Origin of the sequence: Streptomyces sp. NPDC051987, assembly GCF_040680735.1 — a bacterium.
In the GTDB taxonomy this organism is placed as follows: Bacteria; Actinomycetota; Actinomycetes; order Streptomycetales; family Streptomycetaceae; genus Streptomyces.
The window spans coordinates 102,776-125,637 of the sequence record NZ_JBFAXI010000012.1 but is presented as its reverse complement, the minus strand read 5'-3'; the positions used below and the strand labels follow the sequence as shown (position 1 = coordinate 125,637).

The following is a 22,862-nucleotide window of genomic DNA, read 5'->3' as shown; positions in this document are numbered from 1 at the left end:
GGGTAGTGGTTGTGAGTCGTCTGCGTTAGGCCCGCGTTTGGCCGAGTTTTCTATCGGTACTGGTAGGGGACGGAGGCGGACGGGAATCGAACCCGCCTGCCCGAGATCCTCGGGCACCTCGGTTTTGAAGACCGGGAGGGCCACCAGGCACCCACACGCCTCCACCGACCGCCACGCTAGTTCCCCAGGAGACCGGTATGACACCAGCGACCCGCCGGACGTCCGTGCGGCTCACGCAGTTCGCCCACGGTGGCGGCTGCGCCTGCAAGATCCCGCCCGGCGAGCTGGAGGAGGTCGTCAGCGGGCTGACCGCGCCCTCCCTCACCGGCACCGGCGGTCCGCTGCTGGTGGGCCTCGCCACCGGCGACGACGCGGCCGTGGTCACCGTGCCCGGGGCGGAGGGGACGGCCGTGGTGTGCACCGCCGACTTCTTCACGCCGGTCGTCGACGACCCCTACGACTGGGGACGGATCGCCGCCGCCAACGCGCTGTCCGACGTGTACGCGATGGGCGGCCGCCCCCTGATCGCGGTCAACCTGCTCGGCTGGCCCCGCGACCGGCTGCCGTTCGAGCTGGCCCGTGAGGTGCTGCGCGGCGGCCTGGACGTGGCGACCGAGGCGGGCTGCCACGTCGGCGGCGGGCACAGCGTGGACGACCCCGAGCCCAAGTACGGCATGGCGGTCACCGGCGTCGCGGACCCGGCGCGGCTGCTGCGCAACGACACCGGGCGGCCCGGCCTGCCGCTGTCGCTGACCAAACCGCTCGGCGTGGGTGTGCTGAACAACCGGCACAAGGCGACCGGCGAGCGGTTCGAGCAGGCCGTCGCCACGATGACGGCCCTGAACCGGGACGCATCCGCCGCCGCGCTGGCCGCCGGGGCGAGCTGCGCCACCGACGTCACCGGGTTCGGTCTGCTCGGCCATCTGCACAAGCTGGCTCGCGCCTCGGACGTGACCGCCGTGCTCGACACCGCCGCGGTGCCCTACCTGGAGGGCGCCCGCGAGGCGGTCCGCGACGGGTACGTCAGCGGCGGCACCCGGCGCAACCTGGAGTGGGTGGCGCCGTACACCGACTTCGGGGACACCGGCGCCGACACCCGGCTGCTGCTGGCCGACGCCCAGACCTCCGGCGGACTGCTGGTCGCCGGGGAGGTGCCGGGAGCGCCGGTGATCGGGGAACTGGTGCCGCGCGGGGACCACTCGCTCGTCCTCAGGTGATCACGGCTCCGTGCCTGTGCGGTCGTCGATGCCCGCACGGGCGCGATAGGAGCGCACCAGCGCCAGGGAGGCCGGGCCGCGCGGGCGTCGGCCGGGGCGGATGTCGACGGCGAAGGCCTTGGTCTCCTGGATGTGCGTGTTGGGGTCGAGGGACAGGTGCAGCAGTTCGTTGGCGGCGTCCCCGGTGCTGTAGCCGTTGGGGCCCCAGTGGTAGGGCAGGCCGACCTGGTGGAGCCGGCGGCCCTGCACGGTCAGCGGGGCCATCCGGTCGGTGACCAGCACCCGGGCCTCGACCACACCGCGGGCGCTGACGATCGTCGCCCAGCCGGTGTGCTCCAGGCCGCGCTCGGCGGCGAGTTCGGGCGACACCTCGCAGAAGAACTCCGGTTGCAGCTCGGCCAGATAGGGCTGCCAGCGGGACATGCCGCCCGCGGTGTGGTGCTCGGTGAGCCGGTAGGTGGTGGCCACGTACGGGAACACCTCCGAGCCGGGCTCGGTGCCGCTGGGCTGGTAGCGGTTGTCGGGGTGCGGGGGCAGCAACTGCCGTACAGGATTGCGCTGCTGACGGTAGAGCAGGTTGGGGAACGGCGAGTCCTGCGGCTCGTAGTGGGTGGGCAGCGGACCGTCGGTGAGGCCCGAGGGCACGTACAGCCAGGCCTTGCCGTCGGCCTGCATGATGAACGGGTCGGTGCCCGAGAGGGCGTCGGCGGCCGTCGCGCCGGGCGGCGGGCGGTGCTGCGGCGACTTGTCGGCGGTGAAGTCGGGGACGTCGTGGCCGACCCACTTCGCCTGTTCCTCGTCCCACCACACCAGGGCCTTGCGCTCGCTCCACGGCCTGCCGTCCGGGTCTGCCGAGGCGCGGTTGTAGAGGATGCGCCGGTTGGCGGGCCAGGCCCAGGCCCATTCGTTGGCGACCCAGTTCTGTTCCCTGCCGGGCTTGCGCCGGGCCGCCTGGTTGACGCCGTCGGCGTAGACCCCGCAGTAGATCCAGCAGCCGCAGGCCGTGGAGCCGTCGGCCTTGAGCTGCTCGTAGGAGGCGAGCGGGTTGCCCTCGGCGTCGCGGCCGTTGATCTCGGCGAGGACGGCCTCCGCGTCGGGTTCGGCCGACGCGCCCTTGGTCGGGTAGTCCCAGGTCAGGTCCAGCACCGGCTGGTCCATGGGGTCGGTGGAGCCGGCCAGCTTCGCGCGGATGATCCGGCCGAGGTGGAAGGCGAACCACAGATCGCTGCGGCAGTCCCCGGGCGGTTCGACGGCCTGGTGGTGCCACTGGAGCAGGCGCTGGGTGTTGGTGAAGCTGCCGTCCTTCTCGGTGTGCGCGGCGGCCGGCAGGAAGAACACCTCGGTGCGGATGTCCTCGGTGCGCAGCTCCCCGGTCTCGATCTCGGGGCCGTCCTGCCACCAGGTCGCCGACTCGATCAGGGAGAAGTCACGGACCACCAGCCAGTCCAGGTTGGCCATGCCGAGGCGCATCAGCTTGGAGTTGGCGTTGCCGACGGCGGGGTTCTCGCCGACCAGGAAGTAGCCCGTGCAGACGCCTTCCAGCTGGGCCATGGTCGTCTCGTAGGTGGAGTGGGAGCCGGTCAGGCGCGGCAGGTAGTCGAAGCAGAAGTCGTTCTGAGGGGTGGCCGCCTCGCCCCAGTACGCCTTGAGCAGGCTCACCAGGTAGGAGCGCATGTTGCCCCAGTACCCCTTGCGGGCCGCCTCCGCCTCGACGTAGGTGTCCAGGTCCTGCTGCTGGTGGGCGTGCGGCATCGGGAGGTAGCCGGGCAGCAGGTTGAACAGGGTGGGGATGTCGGTGGAGCCCTGGATGGACGCGTGGCCGCGCAGCGCGAGGATGCCGCCGCCGGGCCGGCCGATGTTGCCGAGCAGGGTCTGCAGGATGGCGGCGGCCCGGATGTACTGCACGCCGACGGTGTGCTGGGTCCAGCCGACCGCGTAGGCGAAGGCCGTCGTCCGGTCCCGTCCGGAGTTCTCCGTGACCAGCTCGCACACCTGGCGGAAGACGTCCTGCGGGACCCCGCAGATCTGCTCGACCGTCTCGGGGGTGTAGCGGGCGAAGTGCCGTTTGAGCACCTGGAGGACGCAGCGCGGGTGGGTGAGCGTCTCGTCCCGCTCGGGCTCGCCCTCGCCGATGTCGGCGCCGCCGGAGCCGTGCGCCTCGCCGCGCGCCGCCTCGGACACCGAACTGCCGCCGCCGGTGCGCTCGTCGTACTCCTGGTCGCGCTCACCGGACGCGGCCTGCATCTCCATGCCCTCGTACTGCCAGCTGGCGTTGTCGTAGGAGCGGCTGTCGGGGTCCAGGCCGGAGAAGACGCCGTCCAGGTCCTCGGTGTCCCGGAAGTCCTCGCCGAGGATCACGGGCGCGTTGGTGTACGCGACGACGTAGTCCCGGAAGTACTTCTCCTGTTCCAGGACGTGGTTGATGATCCCGCCGAGGAAGGCGATGTCCGTGCCCGCGCGCAGCGGGACGTGGAGGTCCGCCAGCGCGCTGGTGCGGGTGAACCGCGGGTCGACGTGGATCAGCTTGGCGCCGCGCGCCTTCGCCTCCATCACCCACTGGAACCCGACCGGATGGCACTCGGCCATGTTCGAGCCCTGGATGACGATGCAGTCCGAGTGCTGCAGGTCCTGCTGGAAGGTGGTCGCGCCGCCGCGTCCGAACGAGGTTCCCAGACTGGGAACGGTGGAGGAGTGTCAAACACGCGCCTGGTTCTCGATCTGGATCGCGCCGAGCGCCGTGTACAGCTTCTTGAGGAGGTAGTTCTCCTCGTTGTCGAGGGTGGCCCCGCCGAGGCTGGCGATGCCGAGGGTGCGCCGGGTACGGGTCTCGTCGACCTCCCACTGCCAGCCGGCCCGGCGGGACGCGATGACCCGGTCGGCGATCATGTCCATCGCGGTGTCGAGGTCCAGGTGCTCCCAGGCGGTGCCGTGCGGGCGCCGGTAGAGGACCCGGTGCTCGCGGGAGTCGCCGGTGGTCAGCTGGAGGCTGGCCGAGCCCTTGGGGCAGAGGCGGCCGCGGGAGACCGGTGAGTCGGGGTCGCCCTCGATCTGGGTGACCTTGCCGTTCTCCACGTACACGTTCTGGCCGCAGCCGACCGCGCAGTAGGGGCAGACCGACTTCACCACCCGCTCCGCGCTCGCCACCCGCGGGGTCAGCCGGGCGCTGCGCCCGCTCTTCGCGGCGGCGCCGCGGCCCAGCGGGTCGGTGCCGGTGAGCTGGCGGTAGACCGGCCAGGAGTCGATCCAGGTGCGGACGCCCATGGTTCACTCCTCCCGTTCCGTGCCCCGGCGGCGGCGGACAGCCTGCCGCGCGTGTCCGCCGTTGCGCCGGAGTACCCGTGGCGGTCCCACCGAAACCACCCTAGCCTTCCGCTGCTTTCGCGTTCAGCCGCTCGCGCTGCGGTACGACCGTGTACTTCGGGTCCTCGGCCGAGGCGACGCCCGCGTGGAACACGCCGAAGCGCAGGGCCGCCGAGCCGGTCAGCAGAGCCGCACCCGCCACCGCCGCGAGGGCGCGGTGCGGTCGTCGGCCGCCGAGGGCCGCCAGGGCCGCGCCGCCCGCCGTGAGGAGTTCCGACGTGCGCAGCAGGGTGTGCGCGCGGCCCTGTTCGTACGGCTCGGAGAGCAGGCCGCCCATCCGGTGCTTCATCAGCTGGAAGCAGCCCAGTTCCAGGGCGGCGCCCAGGGCCGCCAGCCGCCGGGCGGGTCCGGTCTGTGCGGGCGGCGCCGCCAGCAGCGCCAGCCCGGCCGCCGCGGTCGCGCCGGAGCCCGCGAAGACGAAGGGCAGCTCACGGTAGCCCGCGTGCCAGGACGGCACGGCGGTGTCCGCGAGCAGCACGGCCGTGTAGGTGACGACCGCCGGTCCCAGGACGGCGGCCGACGCCGTGGCGGCCGCGCCCACCGGCCGGTACCGGTTCGCGACGTCGCTCGCCGCGGCCGCCATGGTCAGCGGGGCGTACCCGGCCAGCAGCCAGGAGCCGACGCTCATCGGCGAGGTCGGCTTCAGGACGCGCAGCATGTTGAGGAAACGTGCCGGGCGCCCCAGGTCGTGGACGAGGGCGGCCAGCGACAGCGAGATCCCGCCCGTCGCCGCCAGCTTCGCGGCCCGCGCCAGCGCGGGACGGCCGGTCAGCTGCCCACCGGCGGCCAGCAGCGAGGAACTGCCCGCGAGCCCGCCCAGGTACAGGTAACCGGCGATGTCCAGCGGCTTCCAGGTGGGCTTGTTCAGGATCGGTTTGCCGTAGTACGAGGAGAACTCGGCGTCCGGCACCATGCTCCGCTCGCCGCGCCCCTTCCCCTTCTTCCGGCGCCGTCCGTACCCGCCGGTGACGGCGTTCCGGCCGGGCCGGGCCCCCTGGACGCCGTCGCGGGTCACGTCGGAACCGCTCATCGCCGCCTCCTCGGGCCGACGCGCACGAAACTGCCGGCGGCGAGCGCCACGAGCGAGACCGCGGCCAGCGCCGCGTGCCGCCACATGTCCGGCAGGTCCCGGGTGGTGACCACCGGGTCCGGGGGCAGGCCGTACACCTCCGGCTCGTCGAGGAGCAGGAAGAACGCGCCGTCGCCACCGACCCCGTCGCCGGGGTCCTCGCCGTACAGCCGGGCGTCGGCGACGCCCGCCGCGTGCAGTCGGCCGACCCGCTCGGCCGCCCGCTCGCGCAGCTCGTCCAGGGGCCCGAACTGGATGGAGTCGGTCGGGCACGCCTTCGCACAGGCCGGTTCCATGCCGACGCCGAGCCGGTCGTAGCACAGGGTGCACTTCCACACCCGTCCGTCGTCCTTGCGCTGGTCGATCACGCCGTAGGGGCAGGCGGGCACGCAGTAGCCGCAGCCGTTGCAGATGTCCTCCTGGACGACGACGGTGCCGAACTCGGTACGGAACAGCGAGCCGGTGGGGCAGACGTCGAGACAGGCCGCGTGGGTGCAGTGCTTGCACACGTCGGAGGCCATCAGCCAGCGCAGTTCGGTGCGCCCGTCCGGGGAGACCGGGGAGATCTCACCGGCCGGTGCGCCCGCCGGCGCGGTGCCGGTGCCGGGAGCGGGGGCCGATGCCCCGGGACCGGGAGACGCGGCGGAGGTGCCGAGGCCGCGGGCCGCGGCGAACACGTCGACGTCGTCGTGGGCGACCCCGGGCTCCTGGACGGCGAGCGGCTTGCGCTGTTCGATGAAGGCCACGTGGCGCCAGGTGTCGGCGCCCAGCCCCTGGGTGTTGTCGTAGGACATGCCGGTCAGTTCGAGGCCGTCCTCCGGGACCGCGTTCCACTCCTTGCAGGCCACCTCACACGCCTTGCAGCCGATGCAGACGGTGGTGTCGGTGAAGAAGCCCATGCGCGGCGGGCTGTCCGGGTAACCTGCCGCACCCGCCACGTCCGGCTGCGGACCGGACAGCAGGTTCCGGCGGCCGGGGTCCCGCCGGGCCCTGCGGGTCGCGTCGTCGGCGCCGCTGTCGGTCATGGCCCGACCTCCTTCATGTTCGCGCCGGGCACGGCGCCGGGCGGCAGGGCGACGGCGGCTGCTGCTCGTCGGACACCGCCACGTCCTGCTCGCCTTCTACCGCCGGATTCCCTGCCCGCCTTTCGAGCCTGGCACGGGTGCCCTCGCGCCGCGCGCCGGAAACCGCCTGCCGGATTTCACCTCACCGGACCGGCCCCGCTGGTCTTCTGCGTACTGAACGACGGCGACCTCAACCGCCTCACCAGGCTCCGCAGGGCGGACACCGGCGACCCGCTCGCACCGCCCCCCGCACCGTCGCCCGCGCCGCCCTACGCCCGGTCGGCGCGGCTGCTCGGCCTGCCCGGCCTGCGCGCGAGCAACACAGCTCCTCACCTGCGCCGTGCCCGCCTCTTCGACGAGGGTGGCCGCGGACTCCTTCTCGTGGCCCAGCTCACCCAGGGCTGGGGCACCCGCCAGTCGCCGATCGGAAAGACCATCTGGGCCGAGCAGGCGCTGCCGGATGCGCCGCCGGATCTTCGCGCGGCGCGTGAAGGAGTGCGTTGCGGCAGCTTGGGAAGCGATGGCGCTTACGGACCGGCATCCAGGGGCCGGCATCTGGACGAGCAGGAAGGGGTGATGCCCCGGCTGGTGGGTGACTGACCTCTGCAGGGTTTGTACAAGGCGGACAACCGAAAGCGGTCCTCAGAAGGACGAAGACCGCGACCTCCGGGTTCTGAGCCCGTCAGTTCAGAACGGGCCGTGGAGACTGCCCAGTCTGTCGGTCAGGCGCAGGTTCTCGGAGTAGTCGACGGGGCAGGCGATCACGGAGACGGAGTTGTCGTCGAGGGCGCGGCGCAGTGTGGGCAGCAGTTGGTCGGCGGTCTCGATCCGGTAGCCGCGTGCGCCGAAGCTTTCGGCGTAGGCGACCAGGTCCGGGTTGGTGAACCGGGTGTGGCTGTGGCGGCCGAGTTCGAGTTCCATCTTCCAGGTGATCAGGCCGTATTCCTCGTCCACGAGGACCAGGACGACCAGCGGGACGCGTTCACGGACGGCCGTCTCCAGTTCCTGGGAGTTCATCAGGAACGAGCCGTCCCCCATCATCGCCAGGACGCGCCGTTCCGGCCGGGCCAGCTTGGCGGCGATGGCGCCCGGCAGTGCGAACCCCATCGTGGACAGGCCGTTGGAGACCAGGCAGGTGTCCGGTTCGTAGGTGGGGTAGAGGCGGGACATCCACATCTTTCCGGCGCCGGTGTCGGCGAGCACGATGTCGTGGCGGTCCAGGGCGGTGCGGACATCGGTGACCACGCGCTGCGGTACGACGGGGAACGCGTCGTTGTCGCGCCCGTACTGGAGTTCTTCGTCGAGCAGTGTGCGGATCTTCTCGCTGTTTCCCAAGTCGTAGGCGAGTCCTTCGGGCAGGGCTGCCGCGAGTGCGTCGAGTGCCTGTGAGGGGTCGCCTTCGACTCCCACGGCGACCGGGTAGCGGGCGTCCACCTCGGCGGGGAAGCGGTGCACGTGAACGATTCGTTTGTCGCCGTTCGGATTGATCTTGACGGGGTCGAACTCCTGGATCTCGTAGCCCACGCAGACCAGCACGTCGGCGGTGTCGAAGCCGAAGTTGCCGTAGTCGTGGCGCATGAAGCCGACCGCGCCGAGGGCGTTGGGATGGTCGTCGGGAAAGACGCCCTTGCCGTGGAAGGTGGTCGCGACCGGGATGTTCAGCCGTTCGGCGAACCGCACCAGGGCGGCCGAGGCCCGAGCCCTGGCGGCCCCGTGCCCTGCCAGCACGACGGGGTGGCGAGCCGCGGCAAGCACCTCGACCGCTCGCGCGACCTGGGTGGGCGAGGGGGCGTCGGCGCGCACCGTGTCGATCTGCAGAGGGGCAAGGGGCTGCGCGGGACGTGCGGCCTCGACGTCCTCCGGCACGGCCAGGAACACGGCGCCGGGGCGCTCGCTCTGCGCGGTCTTGAACGCCTTGCGGGTCATCTCCGGCACGGCGTCGGGGCAGTCGACGCGGGCCGCCCACTGGGTGACGGGAGCGAACATCGACACGAGGTCGATGACCTGGTGCGACTCCTTGTGGGTACGGCGCAGGGAGCCCTGGGCGGCCAGGGCGACCATGGGGGAGCTGTTGGTCATGGCGTCCGCGGTGCCGAGCAGCAGGTTGATCGCGCCGGGTCCCAGGGTGGCCGAGCACACTCCGGCCCGGCCGGTCAGTCGCCCGTAGATCTCCGCCATGAACGAGGCGGCCTGTTCATGACGTACCAGGATGTACCGGATCCCGGAGCCGTTCAGCGCGTCGACGAAGCGGATGTTCTCCTCGCCGGGGATGCCGAAGACGTACTCCACGCCTTCGGCCCGCAGACAACGCACCAACAGGTGCGCGACGTCATCCACTGCTGCCGTGTTCTGCGACCCGCTCGCGTCTTCGGTGCCCATGAGACGAACGTAGGCACGGCCATCGGACCCGGCCACTCGTCGGCAGCCGGCCGAGGGGCGCGGAACGCCGGAACCGTTCGGAGGTGTTGCGGTGGCGGCTGCCGCGGTCGACCCGCAGGCTGGGCGCAGTGCACGAGTCGCCGCGCGCCGCGTGGCGGCAGGGCTCCGGGAGGACTGCGTGACTACTTCGTCGCCCGCTACCGACGCGCCGCCGGCTCGGTACGACGACCTGCGTGCTCTGGTGTTCAACTGCACTTTGAAGCGCTCGCCGGAGACGAGCAACACCGAGGGTCTGATCGACCGGAGCACCGCCATCCTGGACGCGCAGGGCGTGCACGTCGACGTCGTGCGGGCGGTCGACCACGACATCGCCACCGGAGTGTGGCCCGACATGACGGAACACGGTTGGGAGCGGGACGCCTGGCCCGATCTGTACCGGCAGGTCCTGGCGGCCGACATCCTCGTGCTGGCCGGCCCGATCTGGCTGGGCGACAACAGCTCGGTGATGAAGCGGGTGATCGAACGCCTTTACGCCTGCTCCAGCCTGCTCAACGAAGCAGGCCAGTACGCCTACTACGGCCGGGTCGGCGGCTGCCTGATCACGGGCAACGAGGACGGCGTCAAGCACTGCGCCATGAACGTCCTCTACAGCCTCCAGCACCTGGGCTACACCATCCCGCCCCAGGCGGACGCCGGCTGGATCGGCGAGGCCGGCCCCGGCCCCTCCTACCTCGATCCCGGCTCGGGCGGCCCGGAGAACGACTTCACCAACCGCAACACCACCTTCATGACCTGGAACCTGCTGCACCTGGCCCGGGCGCTGAAGGACCTGGGCGGCATCCCCGCCTACGGCAACCAGCGCACCGCCTGGGACGCCGGCTGCCGCCGCGACTACGAAAACCCCGAGCACCGGTAGCGGGATGCCGGTGGCAGGTGGCGGACGGCCGTCGGGTCCGGCCCTCGCGGTGGGCCGGCACGCCGGGGACCGAAGGATATCTTCCGGCTGGCAGGGGGAGGCCAGAAAGGACACGACACTGGCTCTTTCCTCGGGTTCGGCGATCCGGCCGAGGGGCTGAGCGGCGTTGAGGCGCGCCCAGGCATCGGCTGAGTCGGGACGCTGCTCGTACTGGCTGATGACGGGACGCGTACGTACGTAGCCGGGGCACACTGCGTTGACTCGAATACTGTCGGCGGCGAGCTCCAGGGCATGGTTCGGGTCAGGCCGAGCATGTCGGCCTTGGCTGACGCGCAGGGAAACACACCGGGCCGGGTGAGTGCGCGTGGACGGATGCGACGTTGACGACGGAGCCGCCACCGATGCCGCACATGCAGGTCGATGCCGGAGGCTCCACCGGTGGGACAGCACATCCTCGGACGGCAGACGCTGTGGTCGCCCGCCGACCGAAGGCGGTCCTTCTGGCCGGGCTGTCCGTTGGCCGTCTCCCTGGCCGGCCGGGAGCGGTGAGGTCGGCATTGCCCGCCCTGCCCAGGGGCTCCGCGGGCAGTGGGGGTGCATGAGACATTTCAGTCCTCTTCGGTGATGTCAGACTGGCCGGCGGTGTCGCGCTGGGCCTCGACCTCGGCCAGCCGCTCGGACAGGGCCGCCTGGAGGAAACGGTAGGAATCGCTGCCCAGGACCAGCCGCCGGGGGGCGGGGGACTGCTCAACGCTGTCGATGATGCGGGTGGCCATCAGACCGGGGTCGCCCAGCGAGGGGCGACTGCGGTCCTGGGCGCCACGGGTCATGGCGGCCGGTGAAGTGTCGTATTCCGGCATCGGCGTCGCCATCTGCAGACTGCTGTAGCGGAATTCGGTTCGCGCGCCGCCGGGTTCGACGATGGTGACGCCGATATTGAACGGGGCGACGTCCTTGGCGGTGGACTCCATGAAGCCTTCGATGCCCCACTTGCTGGCGTGGTACATACAGGCGCCCGGGTTGGTGGCCTGTCCGCCGTAGGTGGAGACCTGGATGATCCGACCTCCGCCCTGGGCGCGCAGGTGCGGCAGGGCGGCCCGGGTGACCTGGATCGAACCCACCAGATTGGTGTCGAGAATGCGGACGATCTGTTCGTCGGTGACTTCCTCGGCCGCGCCGAACAGGCCGTAGCCGGCGTTGTTGACGATCACGTCGATCCGTCCGACTTCGGTGAACGCACGGGTGACCACCTCCTTCACGGCCGGGGTGTCGGTGACGTCGAGGTGATCCACCCGGAACGTGTCGCCGTACTTGGCGGTGAGGTCGTCGACGGATCCGGGCCTGCGGACTGTGCCGAACACCCGGTCGCCACGCTCAAGCAACTGCTCGGTCATGCGCCGACCGAAGCCGCTGTTGACACCGGTGATGAACCATGTGCGCTGCGTCACGTCATGCTCCTTGCTGGGAACTATCCGATGCCCGACGCCATCGGAGACGGTCACGAGCGTGCGACGGCGCCGAGCGGCCAGGTAGGGCCCCGCTGTTCCTGGTAGTGACAGGGCCCCCGCAGGCGGAGCCCGGGCAGGTTTACCGTCGGATAGTGGACACAGAAGACAACCGCAACGCCCTCGGTGAGTTCCTGCGCGCGCGCCGTGAACTCGTGCGGCCCGAGGAGGTCGGACTGCCCGGGGCGGGCCTGCGACGGGTTCCCGGGCTGCGCCGCGAGGAAGTCGCCATGCTGGCGGGCATCAGTGCCGACTACTACCTGCGCCTGGAGCGCGGCCGGGATCGCAATCCCTCGATCCAGGTCATCGAGGCACTCGCCGAGGTGCTGAAACTCGACGCCGACAGCACCGCCCATGTCATGGAGCTCGCCCGGCCCAGGCCCCGCCGCCGACGGTCCGTCCCGCGTGCAGAGCGGGTGCCCGACGGCATCGCGATGCTGTTGGACACACTCACCGTGCCCGCCTTCGTCCAGAACAGGTGCACCGACATTCTGGCCGCGAATCGGATGGCTGCCGCCGTCTCGCCGCATATGGCACCCGGCGTCAACCGTCTCAAGGCCTTGTTCACCGACCCCGTCGCCCGTGAACTGCACATCGACTGGGAAAAAGGCACGGCGGGCGTCGTCGCGCAGCTACGCGCCGCGGCCGGCGGCGACACGGACGACCCGAGGCTGGCCCAGCTCATCGGGGAGCTGTCGTTGAAGAGCGAGCGCTTCCGGCAGCTGTGGGCCCGTCACGACGTTCGCCGCGGGGAATCGGCCACCACTCGGCTGATGCACCCGCAGGTCGGTGAGCTCGATCTGCGCCGCGAAAAGCTTGCGATTGCCGGCACCGACGGCCTGCTTCTTGTGGTCCATCATGCCGAGCCCGGTACGCCTTCGGCCGATGCGCTCGCCTTCCTCGGTTCCTTGTCCACAACTGACTCAGGAACGAGCTCCGCGCCGCAGAACGAGAGGCCACGCGGGTAAGAGATCTCGCAGACTGATCAAGGGCATCGGCTTGGCCGGGTCCACCGTCGGCTGATCCAGGCGGCGCGGAGTGGTCGGGCGATGGTGGTCGGCCGGACAAGTCACCGAGCGCAGACATGGTGCGAGGCAGACCGCTGCATCTCAGACCGTGTCCTATGTGGTGAGGCGGGGATTGCGCTCATAGCGGGGGCTGAGTCCGCGGCAGCCAGACATCCACGACAGCGAGCCCGCGGAATGGCTCCGAGCGCCGATCAACCGGGGGGACGCCTGCCGTGCGCCGCGCACCTCGCTCGCGGGTGCGCTGTCCAGGGCCGGCCCGGAAATGGCATTTCGCGCACGCGGCCTGGAGAGGGACGTGCGCAGGCCGGCAACGGTACCTAGGGTGGGGAGTGCAGGCCTGTGACACAGCCTGGAACGAGTGACGAAGCGGGACGACGCGCGACGCGGGGCCCAGTCCGCCACAGGTCCGGCCGCGACGAGGGGCGACCGGCGCGGACAGCCCGCACGCCGTCGGGCGTTGGGGATGGACCAAGGGCGGTTCTGAACCATGAGGGATGCACATCGGCTTGAGCCCGGCGCGGCGAACCTGGCCGGCGGCACCGTGCTCGCGGCGTGGGAACGGTTCGTGCAGGGCGAGGATCAGGTTCCGGATGTCCGGCCCCTGGTGGCGATCTCCTGGCATCGCTGCCGAGAGCAGTACCGGGTCGATCCTCACCTCACCGAGGCTCCGGTGGCCGTCGCGGAGCCCAGCCATACGCCCGAGCACGATGTCGTCTTCGCTGAGCTGGGTTTTCGTGCTGCCTCCGTGGCACATGAAGTGGGCAACCTCGGTGGCGTCGTCACTGTCACCGACGCCACCGGCCGGATCCTGGCCGAGTGGGGTGATCAAGCCACGCTCGCCAGAGCGGGCGACTCCAATCTGGCGCCCTGGTTCTGCTGGTCCGAGTGCGCGGTCGGTACGAACGGCATGGGCACGGCGCTCGAGGCGCACGGCCCGGTACCGATCAGGGGCGCGGAGCACTGGTGTCAGACGCTCCACAACTGGGTCGGCGCGGGCATCGCGGTGCGCGACGTGGTGACCAGAGAACCGATCGCGGTCCTGAACATCTGCTGCTGGCGCCGCCCGCTTCCCGCGTCCACGGAAAGCTGGCTGGCGAACGCGGCCACCATGACCCAGTACCCGCTGAAGAGGCGCGCCCGGGACAGCGGTGCCGAATTGGTCGCGGCCTACACCCAGGCCAGGGCACGCTCCGGTGCGGCGCTCGCAGCGGTGGACGCCGCGGGCAAGGTGGTGATCGCCGACGACATGGCAAGCGTGCTCCTGGGCGTCCCGGCTCGCACCCCGGCGGTCGACCCCACACTGCGATGGAGCCCAGGACTGCCCGAACTGATCACAGCCGCCCGGTATGCCACCAGGCAGGCAGCCCACAATCCTGACTGGGTCGGCTCGACGCAGATCTTCGCCCACCTCGCCGACGAGCCGACATCGATCAGCATCCGACCCGTCTTCTCGTCCGGACATGTGATCGGGACCCTGGTCTCGTTCGGTGCCTCCGACGGGGCGCAGTTGCCCCAGGCCGAGGAGGCCGCGCACCCTCGGGCGCAGCCGCGCCGACTGGTCGCGATGCGCGACAACCGGATGGTTCTGCTGCGGCTGCCGGAAGTCTCCTTCGCCGAATCGCAGGGAAACGATGTGTGGCTCTCCACCGATCAGGGGCGATTGCGAGCCGCCTCTTTGAGTCTGGACAAGCTCGAAGGTGAGCTGGCGGATGTCGGCTTCCTGCGGGTGCACCGCCGGTATGTGGTCAACCTCAGCCGCATCCGGGAGATAGAGCGCGGGCCCAAGGGCGAGCTGTCTCTGGTCATGGACGACCGGGCGAACGAGATGGTGCCGGTCTCCCGGCGGAACGCGCCGGCCGTGCGCCGAGCGCTGGACATCTGAGTGGCCTGGCGACCGCTGTTCCCGGAAGGAGGAGTCCCGTGGACGACAGTCCGAACGCCGTTGTCGGCGAGACGAACGTCCGGGGCGCGGGCGGCCTCGGCCTCTCTGCCTCGGCCGGGCACCGCAGCCACGCGAGGGGCGGCGCGAGCACCCGCGACTGGTGGCCGCACCGGCTCAACCTGGCGATTCTCCGGAAACACCCCGCCGTGGCCGACCCCATGGGCGAGGATTTCGACTACGCCGCGGAGTTCCGGACGCTCGACCTCGACGCCCTGGCGCGGGACGTCGACGAGGTGCTGACGACGTCGCAGGAGTGGTGGCCGGCCGACTTCGGCCACTACGGGCCGCTCATGATCCGGATGGTGTGGCACAGTGCGGGTACGTACCGCATCGACGACGGCCGCGGTGGCGCGGGCGCCGGCATGCAGCGTTTCGCGCCGCTGAACAGCTGGCCGGACAATCGCAACCTCGACAAGGCGCGCCGGCTGCTCTGGCCGGTGAAGAAGAAGTTCGGCCGCAAGATTTCCTGGGCCGACCTGATGATCTTCGCGGGCAACCGCGCCCTGGAGACGATGGGCTTCACGACCTTCGGCTTCGCCGGCGGCCGGGAGGACGTCTGGGAGCCCGACGAGGACGTCTACTGGGGTCCCGAGCGCGCCTGGCTCGGCGACGAACGTCACAGCGGCGTCCGGGAGCTGGAGAACCCTCTGGCCGCGGTCCAGATGGGCCTCATCTACGTCAACCCGGAGGGGCCGAACACCGTCCCGGACCCGCTCGCCGCCGCCCGGGAGATCCGCGAGACGTTCCGGCGCATGGGGATGAACGACGAGGAGACCGTCGCGCTCATCGCGGGCGGCCACACATTCGGCAAGACCCACGGCGCGGCCGGCCCGGACGCCCACCTCGGCCCCGGACCCGAGGGCGCCACCCTTGAGGAGCAGGGCTTGGGCTGGAAGAGCAGCTACGGTACCGGAAGGGGCACGGACGCCATCACCAGCGGGCTCGAGGGTACGTGGACACCCACCCCGACGAGATGGGACAACAGCTTCTTCGAGACCCTGTTCGGCTACGAGTGGGACCTGGAGCTGAGCCCCGCCGGTCTGTGGCAGTGGATCCCCCGCGACGGCGGCGGGGCCGGCACCGTGCCGGACGCCCACGACCCGTCGACGACCCACGCCCCGACGATCCTGACGACGGACCTCGCGCTGCGGTCGGACCCGGTATACGAGCCGATCTCGCGACGCTTCCTGGAGCACCCGGACCACCTCGCGGACGTGTTCGCCCGGGCGTGGTTCAAGCTGACGCACCTCGACATGGGCCCGGTCCAGCGCTACCTCGGACCGCTCGTCCCCAGGGAGACGCTGATCTGGCAGGACCCGGTCCCCGCCGTGGACCACGAGCTCGTCGGGACGGCTGACGTCGCCGCGCTCAAGAGGCAGGTCCTCGCCTCCGGGCTGTCCGTCTCCCAGCTCGTCTCGACCGCGTGGGCGTCGGCCTCGACGTTCCGCATCAGCGACAGGCGTGGCGGGGCGAACGGCGCGCGCATCCGCCTTGAGCCGCAGCGGGGCTGGGAGGTCAACGACCCTGACACGCTGGCACAAGTGCTGCACGTCCTGGAGGGGATCCAGGAGTCCTTCAACAGCTCCGAGACCGGGGACAAGAAGATCTCGCTGGCCGACCTCATCGTGCTCGGCGGAGCCGCCGCCGTCGAGCAGGCCGCCGAGGCTGCCGGCCACGACGTCCAGGTCCCCTTCAGCCCGGGACGCACGGACGCCACGCAGGAGTGGACCGATGCGGAGTCCTTCGCCCCGCTCGAGCCGACCGCGGACGGGTTCCGCAACTACCGCGGCAAGGGAAACCGGCTGCCGTCGGAGCACCTGCTCGTGGACCGAGCGAACCTGCTGGACCTGAGCGCGCCCGAGATGACCGTCCTCGTGGGCGGCCTGCGAGTGCTGGGCGCCAACTACCAACAGTCGCCGCTGGGCGTCTTCACGTCGGCGCCCGGGGCGCTGACCAACGACTTCTTCGTGAATCTGCTCGCCACGGGCACGGAATGGAAGCCGACATCCGCGACCGCGGAAACCTTCGAGGGCCGCGACCGCGCTACCGGCGAGGTCAAGTGGACCGGTAGCCGCGTCGACCTCGTCTTCGGCTCGAACTCCGAGCTGCGTGCCATCGCTGAGGTCTACGCGAGCGACGACGCACGGGAGAAGTTCGTGCGGGACTTCGCTGCCGCGTGGGCCAAGGTCATGAACCTCGACCGGTACGACCTCGCTCGATGCGGTCCGGCTTCTCCCAACGGTGGCACATCGGGGTACGAACGGTAGCCGGTCGCGGACGAACGGCATGAGCAGCCCGGACTGGCGCTCGCGCTTGGCGGTGTGAATCATCCGGCGTAGCGTGTTTATTGAATACCAAATTCTCTCCCTTTCCGGCGTGGTTCATTCGACGCAGGAAATGCCAAAGTTGATTCGGAGAACACTTCTTCTGAAAAACGGGGATTCGGGATGAGGAGGGTGAAGCCCCGATGACGACCGCGCAGCAGCGGTCCGACCTGCTGGACAAGATCGGGTTGGACGCACAGAACAAGGCAGCGCTCGGGCAAGTGCTGGGAACCGGACGCATTGGACAGGCCGCTGAGAAATCGGACGGCCACATGGAGGCCACCATTCGCATCCACCCGGATGAGCTGACCTGGGATCCCGACATTCTGGTCATGCCCCATGGAGGCGATATCGAACTCGAGATCATCAATGACGACATGAACACGCACTGCGCGCTCCTGCCGAGCAACGGCGACCGGAAGTTCATCTGGCTCGTGAACCACTCGCGCGGACACGCGACCCTCAACCTCGACGGGCCGGGCTACTACTGGTTCAGCTCGCCCACGGGCAATGACGAGGGCAGGGGGCTGACCGGCGCCATCGTCGTCCTGGGAGACGCTCCGCCGGAGGCTCGCCTCGACCGCCCCGAACAGCCGCGGCCGTAGCAGGAAGCAGGAGGTGGAGGAAATGACCGTCGACTACGTGGACGCGGGCGTTGCCGTCGATCAGGGACGCCTGACCGGCAAGACCGCGGGCGGGGATGTCGCGCCGCCGGTGGTGGCCGGAGTCACCTACGAACGCATCCTCAATGCCCGCGAGGAACCACAGAACTGGCTCACCTACTACGGCGCCTACAACGGGCAGCGGTACAGCCCCCTGGATCAGATCAACACGGAGAACGTCAAACGCATGGTCCCGGCATGGGTCTTCCAGGCCGGCACGACCGGCCTGATCGCGGGTGCGTCGACCTACTCGTTCGAGGCCACCCCGATCGTCGTCGACGGGGTCATGTTCCTCTCCGGCTGGGACGGCTGGGTCTGGGCCCTTGACGCCAAGACGGGCGTGGAGATCTGGCGGTACAAGCATGCGGTCCCCTTCGACGTCTCCTTGTGCTGCGGGAACGTGAACCGAGGGGTCGCCGTGGCTCAGGGGAAGGTCTTCTTCGTCACGGCGAATGCTCGTGTGCTCGCACTCGACGCCACCACCGGCCATCGGGTCTGGGACAAGACCTACGGTGACGTCCGGGCCGGGGAGAGCGCCACGCTCGCCCCGCTGATCGTGAAGAACATGGTCATCGTCGGGAGCTCCGGCGGCGAGTTCGGCGTACGCGGCCACCTCGACGCGTTCGACCTCGAGACCGGCGAGCACCAGTGGCGCTGCTACACGGTGCCGAAGCCCGGGGAACCGGGATCGGAGACCTGGCCCGCCGAAGGCGAGGCCTGGGCACGCGGCGGGGCGAACTGCTGGGTCACCGGCACCTTCGACCCGGAGACGAACCTGCTGTACGTCGGCACCGGCAACCCGGCACCCGACTTCGACGGAGAGGTGCGCGAGGGCGACAATCTCTTCACCGACTGCGTCATCGCCGTCGACGTCGACAGCGGTCAGATCCGCTGGCACTACCAGTGCACCCCGCACGACGTGTGGGACTACGACAGCATCGCCGAGTGCATCCTGTTCGAGCAGGACGGGCGCAAACTGCTCGGGCACTTCGACAAGAACGGCTACTTCTTCGTCCTCGACCGCACGAACGGCGAAAGGGTCGGGATCACCCCCTTCGTGGACCGCATCACATGGGGAGCGATCACGAGGGACGGCCAGGTGACGGCGAAGGTGTACCCGGACAAGGAGGGAGAACCGGTCCACTTCTACCCGGGTCCGGCCGGCGCCAAGGAATGGACCCATGCGGCCTACAGCCCGAGGACCGGGCTCTTCTACGTCCCGGTCCAGGACACCGGCGCCACGGCCACCCGGCGACGCCGGGAGTTCAAGGAGAGCATCCCGTACTGGGGTGCGGGCGTTCAGGTGGACATCGAGGACATGGCGGGGTCCATCAGCGCCTTCGACGCCACCGGCGAGGAGAAGTGGCGCTGGCGCAACGAACTCCCGATGTGCGCCTCGGTGCTGGCCACCGGCGGTGACCTGGTGTTCGCCGGTGAGCCCTCCGGGGAGTTCAACGCGCTCGACGCCCGCACCGGGGAGCAGCTGTGGCAGTTCCAGTGCGGAAGCGGCCACCACAGCAGCCCGAGCACCTACATGGTCGACGGCAGGCAGTACGTCGCCGTACCGGTCGGCTGGGGTGGCTGGGCCGAGGGGTTCCTCCCCGGCATGCTCGGGGCGGGGCACGGAAGCGCCCTGCTCGTCTTCGCTCTCCCGGAACCGTCATAGCGCGCTGACCGGAGCCCGCCGCATCCGCCAGAGAGGAGGTGACTCCATGGAGACTCAGCTCGCTGTGTGGGAGACACCCGAGTTCGACGAGATCGCAGTCGCGGCCGAGGTGACCATGTACCTCGCTCAGTTGGAGGACCTGGAGGACTAGCGGAGGTGGGAGGGCGCCGGACCTGGTCCGGCGCCCTCCGGCGGTTCGAGACGGCCATGGACGGCCGCGCCGACGACGGACCTGGATCCTCACGGACCCGGATCCTCGATGAACGGAAGTGCCAGCGTGTTGCTGCGAGTGCTGGGCTCGGCGGCGGGGGGTGGCTCCCCGCAGTGGAACTGCGGCTGCCCGGTGTGCGCCGCGGTCCGCTCCGGGGCCGGCCTCGCGCGCACCCAGTCGTCGGTCGCGGTCAGTGCCGACCGACGACGGTGGTTCCTCATCAACGCCTCGCCCGACGTGCGCGCACAGATCGAGGTCTTTCCAGGCCTGCACCCGCGCGACGACCGGACGACGCCGTTGGAGGCGGTGCTGCTCACCGACGCCGAGCTGGACCACACGCTGGGCCTGCTGCTGTTGCGCGAGGCCCGCGCCCTGCGGCTGTTCGCCACTCAGGCGGTGCGCAAGACCCTGTTCGACGGCTCGGGGATTCTGCGTGCGCTCGAGCGCTACTGCCCGGTCGAGTGGCATGCGGTGATCCCCGACGCCGACCTCGCCCTGGCGGAGGGTCTGTCCTGCCGGGCTTTCGACGTGCCCACCGTCAAGCGCGACCGGTTCGCAACAGGGGCGGACCACGGCCGCGTCGTGGGCTACCGGCTGGCCGACGAGCGCAGCGGCGGGACTCTGGTGTACCTGCCGGGCGTGCAATCGCTGACACCGGCGCTGCACGGGGAGATCGAGGGCTGCGACTGCTTGCTGATCGACGGGACCTGCTGGCGTGACGACGAGCTGGTACGGCTCGGCCTGGCCGGCAAGACGTCCCGGGAGATGGGCCACCTGCCCATCGACGGCCCGGACGGCAGCCTGGCGCAGCTCCGGTCGCTGGGTGTGGGGCGGACGATCTTCGTCCACATGAACAACACCAACCCGGTCCTCCTGGAGGGCGCGCCCGAGCGGCGTACCGTGGAGGAGAGCGGCATGGAAGTGGCCATGGACGGCCTCGAGGTCCAGGTGTAGAGCCGTGATGACAACGACCACCACAACCGGCGCCGACGGCTTCGTCGAGATCTTGCGGGCCCACTCGCGGCGCTACCACGACCAGCACCCGTTCCACGTCCGGATGAACGCGGGCCGGCTCAGCCGCCGGCAGATCCGGGGCTGGGTGGCCAATCGCTTCTACTACCAGGAGAACATCCCCCGCAAGGACGCCGCGATCCTTTCCAACTGCCCCGACCTCAAGGTCCGCCGCCGCTGGATCCGGCGGATCATCGACCACGACGGCACCGGCGGCGGCGAGGGCGGCATCGAGGCGTGGCTGCGCCTGGGCGAGGCCGCCGGGCTGACCCGCGAGGAGGTGAAGGACCACCGGCACCTGGTGCCCGGGGTGCGCTTCGCCGTCGACGCCTACGTGAACTTCGCCCGGACCCGGCCGTGGGTGGAGGCGGTGGCGTCCTCGCTCACCGAGCTGTTCGCGCCCGACCTGATGGCCGCGCGGCTGGCCGCGTTCGAGCGGTGGTACCCATGGATCGACCCAGAGGGCCTTGCCTACTTCCGTGCTCGCCTGGAGCAGGCTCCACATGACTGCGAGCACGCCTTGGAGGTGGTCACCGCCCACTGCCTCTCCGCCGAGTCCCAGGCGCGCGCCGTCGACGCGCTGTCGTTCAAGTGCGACGTCCTGTGGAGCCTGATGGACGCCATCGACCAGGCCTACCCGGAGTGACCACCATGCACGCGACCCCTACCGGAACGACCCGGACCGGAACCAGGACCCGACCCGGCGTGTCCGGCTCGGACCGGCCCAGGCTTGCGCGCCATGTCCGGCTGACCTTCTGCCGGACCAGGCAGCGCAAGGTCCTGCTGCACCCCGAGACGGTGGTGGTGCTGAACGGCAGCGGCGCGGCCGTCCTCGAGCTGTGCGACGGGCGGCACACCGTGGCCGAGATCGTGACCGAGCTCGGCGCCCGCTACCAGACCGTCCCCGAGGGCGAGGTGCGGCAGTTCCTGGACCGGCTCGTCGCCCGGCGCTGGCTGGAGCTTGGCGATGGATAGCCCGTACGGCCTGCTCGCCGAGCTCACCTACCGCTGCCCGCTGGCCTGCCCGTACTGCTCCAACCCGTTGGACCTGGCCGGCTACCAGGACGAGCTGGCCACCGACGAGTGGCGGCGGGTGCTCGCCCAGGCGGCTGACCTCGGGGTTCTGCAGTGTCATCTGTCCGGTGGGGAACCGCTGCTGCGGCGCGATCTGGCGGAGATCGTGGCGGACGCCCACGACCTGGGCCTCTACACCAATCTGATCACCAGCGCCCTCGGGCTCTCGCCTCCGAGGGCCGAGCAGTTGCGGGCCGCCGGCCTGGACCACGTGCAGATCAGCATCCAGGCCGACGAACCGACCGTGTCCGACCGGATCGCGGGGACCCCGTCCTTCCAGCGCAAGATCGAGGCGATGGGCGTGGTCAAGGAGCTGGGCTGGCCGCTCACCATGAACGTGGTGCTGCACCGGCACAACATCGACCGCGTCGCCGAGGTGATCGGGCTGGCCGAGGAGGTGGGCGCCGACCGGCTGGAGCTGGCCAACACCCAGTACTACGGCTGGGCCTGGCGAAACCGTGACGCGCTGCTGCCGAGCCGGGCCCAGCTCGAGGCGGCCGAGACCGTCGTGCGGGCCGCCCGCGAGCGGCTGCGGGATCGCATGGATGTCGTCTACGTCATCCCCGACTACTACAGCCGCTACCCGAAGCCCTGCATGGGCGGCTGGGCCTGCCGACAACTGACCGTGACGCCGAACGGCGACGTTCTGCCCTGCCCGGCCGCCCAGTCCCTGCCGTTGCCGCGGGCCAGCGTGCGGGAGGACTCGCTGCGGTGGATCTGGGCCGAGTCCCCGGTGATGACCGCGTTCCGGGGGACCGACTGGATGCCGGAGCCCTGCCGGAGCTGCTTCCGGCGAGAGGTGGACTTCGGCGGGTGCCGCTGCCAGGCGTTCCTGCTCACCGGCGACGCCGCCCGCACCGACCCGGTCTGCCACCTGTCGCCCGACCACGACCTGGTCGCCCAGGCCGTCGAGGCCGCCAACGCCGCCTCGCGGGACGACGGTCTTCCGCTGGTCCCCCGCGCGCACCGACCCGGTCGGCTCAGCCACCGGGCCACAACGGCAGCACCGCAGCGGCGATGATCAAGGTGACCCCGCTCAGCAGATCCGAGCGGATCCGGATGAGACGCGCCGCAGCACGTCCGAGCTGCAGCCCGACCAACGACAACGCCGCCGTCATGACACCGAAGACGGCGGCCGAGAACCACGGGGAGAGCCCGAGGACCCCCAGGCTCGCGCCGGCGAACAAGTTGTCCAGGCTCAGCGTCAACGGGATGCCGAACAACGCCCACGGGTGGTCCAACTCGTCCGGCTCGGGGTTCCGAAGGGCCGCGATGACCAGGTAGAGACCGTACCCGCCGAGCGCGGTGGCGCCCACCACATCGGCGACGGCTCCGACGGACTCCCCGATCCGGTGACCGATCAACAGCCCGACCAGGGGCATGATCGCGTCCATCAGCCCGAAGGTCAGCGCCACCTGCACCGCACGCTTCACA

18 protein-coding genes, 1 tRNA gene and 2 pseudogenes are annotated in these 22,862 nt (G+C 70.4%); 13 read left to right on the top strand and 8 right to left on the bottom strand.

The genetic code is table 11. From position 1 onward, the window contains the following. Positions 1 to 70: 70 nt before the first annotated feature. Positions 71 to 163: transfer RNA gene (locus AB0M11_RS10015), tRNA-Sec, on the bottom strand. 34 nt (positions 164 to 197) lie between these two features. On the opposite strand from AB0M11_RS10015, the gene selD reads away from it, so the two are divergent. Beyond that, positions 198 to 1,217 carry a selenide, water dikinase SelD gene (selD, locus tag AB0M11_RS10010; protein WP_365703340.1) on the top strand — a complete coding sequence of 340 codons (1,020 nt, stop codon included), beginning with the start codon at positions 198 to 200 and terminating at the stop codon, positions 1,215 to 1,217. Here the strand turns inward: selD and fdh are convergent, their stop codons facing one another. From fdh to AB0M11_RS09995, 3 genes are all read right to left on the bottom strand, one after another. Then, positions 1,218 to 4,478, bottom strand: a complete 3,261-nt coding sequence (gene fdh, locus AB0M11_RS10005; protein ID WP_365703338.1) for a formate dehydrogenase — start codon at positions 4,476 to 4,478, stop codon at positions 1,218 to 1,220. A gap of 100 nt (positions 4,479 to 4,578) precedes the next feature. Further along, positions 4,579 to 5,607 (bottom strand): NrfD/PsrC family molybdoenzyme membrane anchor subunit, encoded by a 1,029-nt coding sequence (gene nrfD, locus AB0M11_RS10000; protein ID WP_365703336.1) that lies wholly within the window; start codon positions 5,605 to 5,607, stop codon positions 4,579 to 4,581. Beyond that, entirely contained in the window at positions 5,604 to 6,671 is a 1,068-nt protein-coding gene (locus AB0M11_RS09995; RefSeq protein ID WP_365703334.1) for a 4Fe-4S dicluster domain-containing protein, read from the bottom strand. Before AB0M11_RS09995 ends, nrfD begins: the two co-directional genes overlap by 4 nt. A 351-nt stretch (positions 6,672 to 7,022) precedes the next feature. Here AB0M11_RS09995 and AB0M11_RS09990 point away from each other — a divergent pair. Further along, positions 7,023 to 7,172, top strand: a pseudogene (locus AB0M11_RS09990) (ATP-binding protein); the annotation flags it as partial. Between the two features lie 225 nt (positions 7,173 to 7,397). Here AB0M11_RS09990 and AB0M11_RS09985 read toward each other — a convergent pair. After that, positions 7,398 to 9,089, bottom strand: a complete 1,692-nt coding sequence (locus AB0M11_RS09985) for an acetolactate synthase large subunit (RefSeq protein ID WP_365703332.1) — start codon at positions 9,087 to 9,089, stop codon at positions 7,398 to 7,400. A 178-nt stretch (positions 9,090 to 9,267) separates the two neighbouring features. Here AB0M11_RS09985 and AB0M11_RS09980 point away from each other — a divergent pair, with 178 nt between their 5' ends. After that, positions 9,268 to 10,005 (top strand): flavodoxin family protein, encoded by a 738-nt coding sequence (locus AB0M11_RS09980; protein WP_365703330.1) that lies wholly within the window; start codon positions 9,268 to 9,270, stop codon positions 10,003 to 10,005. A gap of 105 nt (positions 10,006 to 10,110) precedes the next feature. On the opposite strand, the pseudogene AB0M11_RS09975 reads toward AB0M11_RS09980, so the two are convergent. Both AB0M11_RS09975 and AB0M11_RS09970 read right to left on the bottom strand, forming a co-directional pair. Further along, positions 10,111 to 10,563 (bottom strand): annotated as a pseudogene (locus tag AB0M11_RS09975) (SDR family oxidoreductase); the annotation flags it as partial. 50 nt (positions 10,564 to 10,613) lie between these two features. Beyond that, positions 10,614 to 11,507, bottom strand: coding sequence for an SDR family oxidoreductase (locus tag AB0M11_RS09970; RefSeq protein ID WP_365703328.1), 894 nt, complete (start codon positions 11,505 to 11,507; stop codon positions 10,614 to 10,616). A gap of 98 nt (positions 11,508 to 11,605) precedes the next feature. On the opposite strand from AB0M11_RS09970, the gene AB0M11_RS09965 reads away from it, so the two are divergent. From AB0M11_RS09965 to pqqE, 10 genes are all read left to right on the top strand, one after another. Next, a complete protein-coding gene (locus tag AB0M11_RS09965) occupies positions 11,606 to 12,478 on the top strand; it encodes a helix-turn-helix transcriptional regulator (protein WP_365703326.1) in 873 nt (290 codons plus the stop codon). 547 nt (positions 12,479 to 13,025) lie between these two features. Further along, positions 13,026 to 14,420, top strand: coding sequence for a LytTR family transcriptional regulator DNA-binding domain-containing protein (locus tag AB0M11_RS09960; protein ID WP_365703324.1), 1,395 nt, complete (start codon positions 13,026 to 13,028; stop codon positions 14,418 to 14,420). Between the two features lie 38 nt (positions 14,421 to 14,458). Continuing rightward, positions 14,459 to 16,747 (top strand): catalase/peroxidase HPI, encoded by a 2,289-nt coding sequence (katG, locus tag AB0M11_RS09955; protein WP_365703322.1) that lies wholly within the window; start codon positions 14,459 to 14,461, stop codon positions 16,745 to 16,747. A gap of 200 nt (positions 16,748 to 16,947) precedes the next feature. Next, entirely contained in the window at positions 16,948 to 17,409 is a 462-nt protein-coding gene (locus tag AB0M11_RS09950) for an MSMEG_3727 family PQQ-associated protein (protein ID WP_365703320.1), read from the top strand. 22 nt (positions 17,410 to 17,431) lie between these two features. Beyond that, on the top strand, positions 17,432 to 19,132 hold the full coding sequence (locus AB0M11_RS09945; protein ID WP_365703318.1) for a PQQ-dependent dehydrogenase, methanol/ethanol family: 1,701 nt from the start codon (positions 17,432 to 17,434) through the stop codon (positions 19,130 to 19,132). A gap of 46 nt (positions 19,133 to 19,178) precedes the next feature. After that, positions 19,179 to 19,283, top strand: coding sequence for a pyrroloquinoline quinone precursor peptide PqqA (gene pqqA / locus AB0M11_RS09940; RefSeq protein ID WP_293988696.1), 105 nt, complete (start codon positions 19,179 to 19,181; stop codon positions 19,281 to 19,283). A gap of 126 nt (positions 19,284 to 19,409) precedes the next feature. Further along, positions 19,410 to 20,297: a pyrroloquinoline quinone biosynthesis protein PqqB gene (pqqB, locus tag AB0M11_RS09935; RefSeq protein WP_365703316.1), complete on the top strand. Its 888-nt coding sequence runs from the start codon at positions 19,410 to 19,412 to the stop codon at positions 20,295 to 20,297. 4 nt (positions 20,298 to 20,301) lie between these two features. Continuing rightward, the gene (gene pqqC / locus AB0M11_RS09930) at positions 20,302 to 21,000 is read left to right on the top strand and encodes a pyrroloquinoline-quinone synthase PqqC (RefSeq protein WP_365703314.1); all 699 of its coding nucleotides are present in this window, start codon (positions 20,302 to 20,304) and stop codon (positions 20,998 to 21,000) included. A 59-nt stretch (positions 21,001 to 21,059) separates the two neighbouring features. After that, positions 21,060 to 21,329 carry a pyrroloquinoline quinone biosynthesis peptide chaperone PqqD gene (gene pqqD / locus AB0M11_RS09925; RefSeq protein ID WP_365703312.1) on the top strand — a complete coding sequence of 90 codons (270 nt, stop codon included), beginning with the start codon at positions 21,060 to 21,062 and terminating at the stop codon, positions 21,327 to 21,329. Beyond that, positions 21,322 to 22,449: a pyrroloquinoline quinone biosynthesis protein PqqE gene (gene pqqE, locus AB0M11_RS09920; protein ID WP_365703310.1), complete on the top strand. Its 1,128-nt coding sequence runs from the start codon at positions 21,322 to 21,324 to the stop codon at positions 22,447 to 22,449. The genes pqqD and pqqE overlap by 8 nt, the downstream gene beginning before the upstream one ends. Here pqqE and AB0M11_RS09915 read toward each other — a convergent pair. Then, a complete protein-coding gene (locus AB0M11_RS09915) occupies positions 22,409 to 22,861 on the bottom strand; it encodes a manganese efflux pump (RefSeq protein ID WP_365703308.1) in 453 nt (150 codons plus the stop codon). The genes pqqE and AB0M11_RS09915 overlap by 41 nt on opposite strands. Position 22,862 lies beyond the last annotated feature (1 nt).

Excerpts from the sequence above, each read along its gene's own strand:
- nrfD (WP_365703336.1), bottom strand. The coding sequence starts at position 5,607 with ATGAGCGGTTCCGACGTGACCCGCGACGGCGTCCAGGGGGCCCGGCCC.
- AB0M11_RS09960 (WP_365703324.1), top strand. The coding sequence starts at position 13,026 with ATGAGGGATGCACATCGGCTTGAGCCCGGCGCGGCGAACCTGGCCGGC.
- AB0M11_RS09985 (WP_365703332.1), bottom strand. The coding sequence starts at position 9,089 with ATGGGCACCGAAGACGCGAGCGGGTCGCAGAACACGGCAGCAGTGGAT.
- selD (WP_365703340.1), top strand. The coding sequence starts at position 198 with ATGACACCAGCGACCCGCCGGACGTCCGTGCGGCTCACGCAGTTCGCC.
- AB0M11_RS09995 (WP_365703334.1), bottom strand. The coding sequence starts at position 6,671 with ATGACCGACAGCGGCGCCGACGACGCGACCCGCAGGGCCCGGCGGGAC.
- pqqA (WP_293988696.1), top strand. The coding sequence starts at position 19,179 with ATGGAGACTCAGCTCGCTGTGTGGGAGACACCCGAGTTCGACGAGATC.
- AB0M11_RS09950 (WP_365703320.1), top strand. The coding sequence starts at position 16,948 with ATGACGACCGCGCAGCAGCGGTCCGACCTGCTGGACAAGATCGGGTTG.
- pqqE (WP_365703310.1), top strand. The coding sequence starts at position 21,322 with ATGGATAGCCCGTACGGCCTGCTCGCCGAGCTCACCTACCGCTGCCCG.
- AB0M11_RS09945 (WP_365703318.1), top strand. The coding sequence starts at position 17,432 with ATGACCGTCGACTACGTGGACGCGGGCGTTGCCGTCGATCAGGGACGC.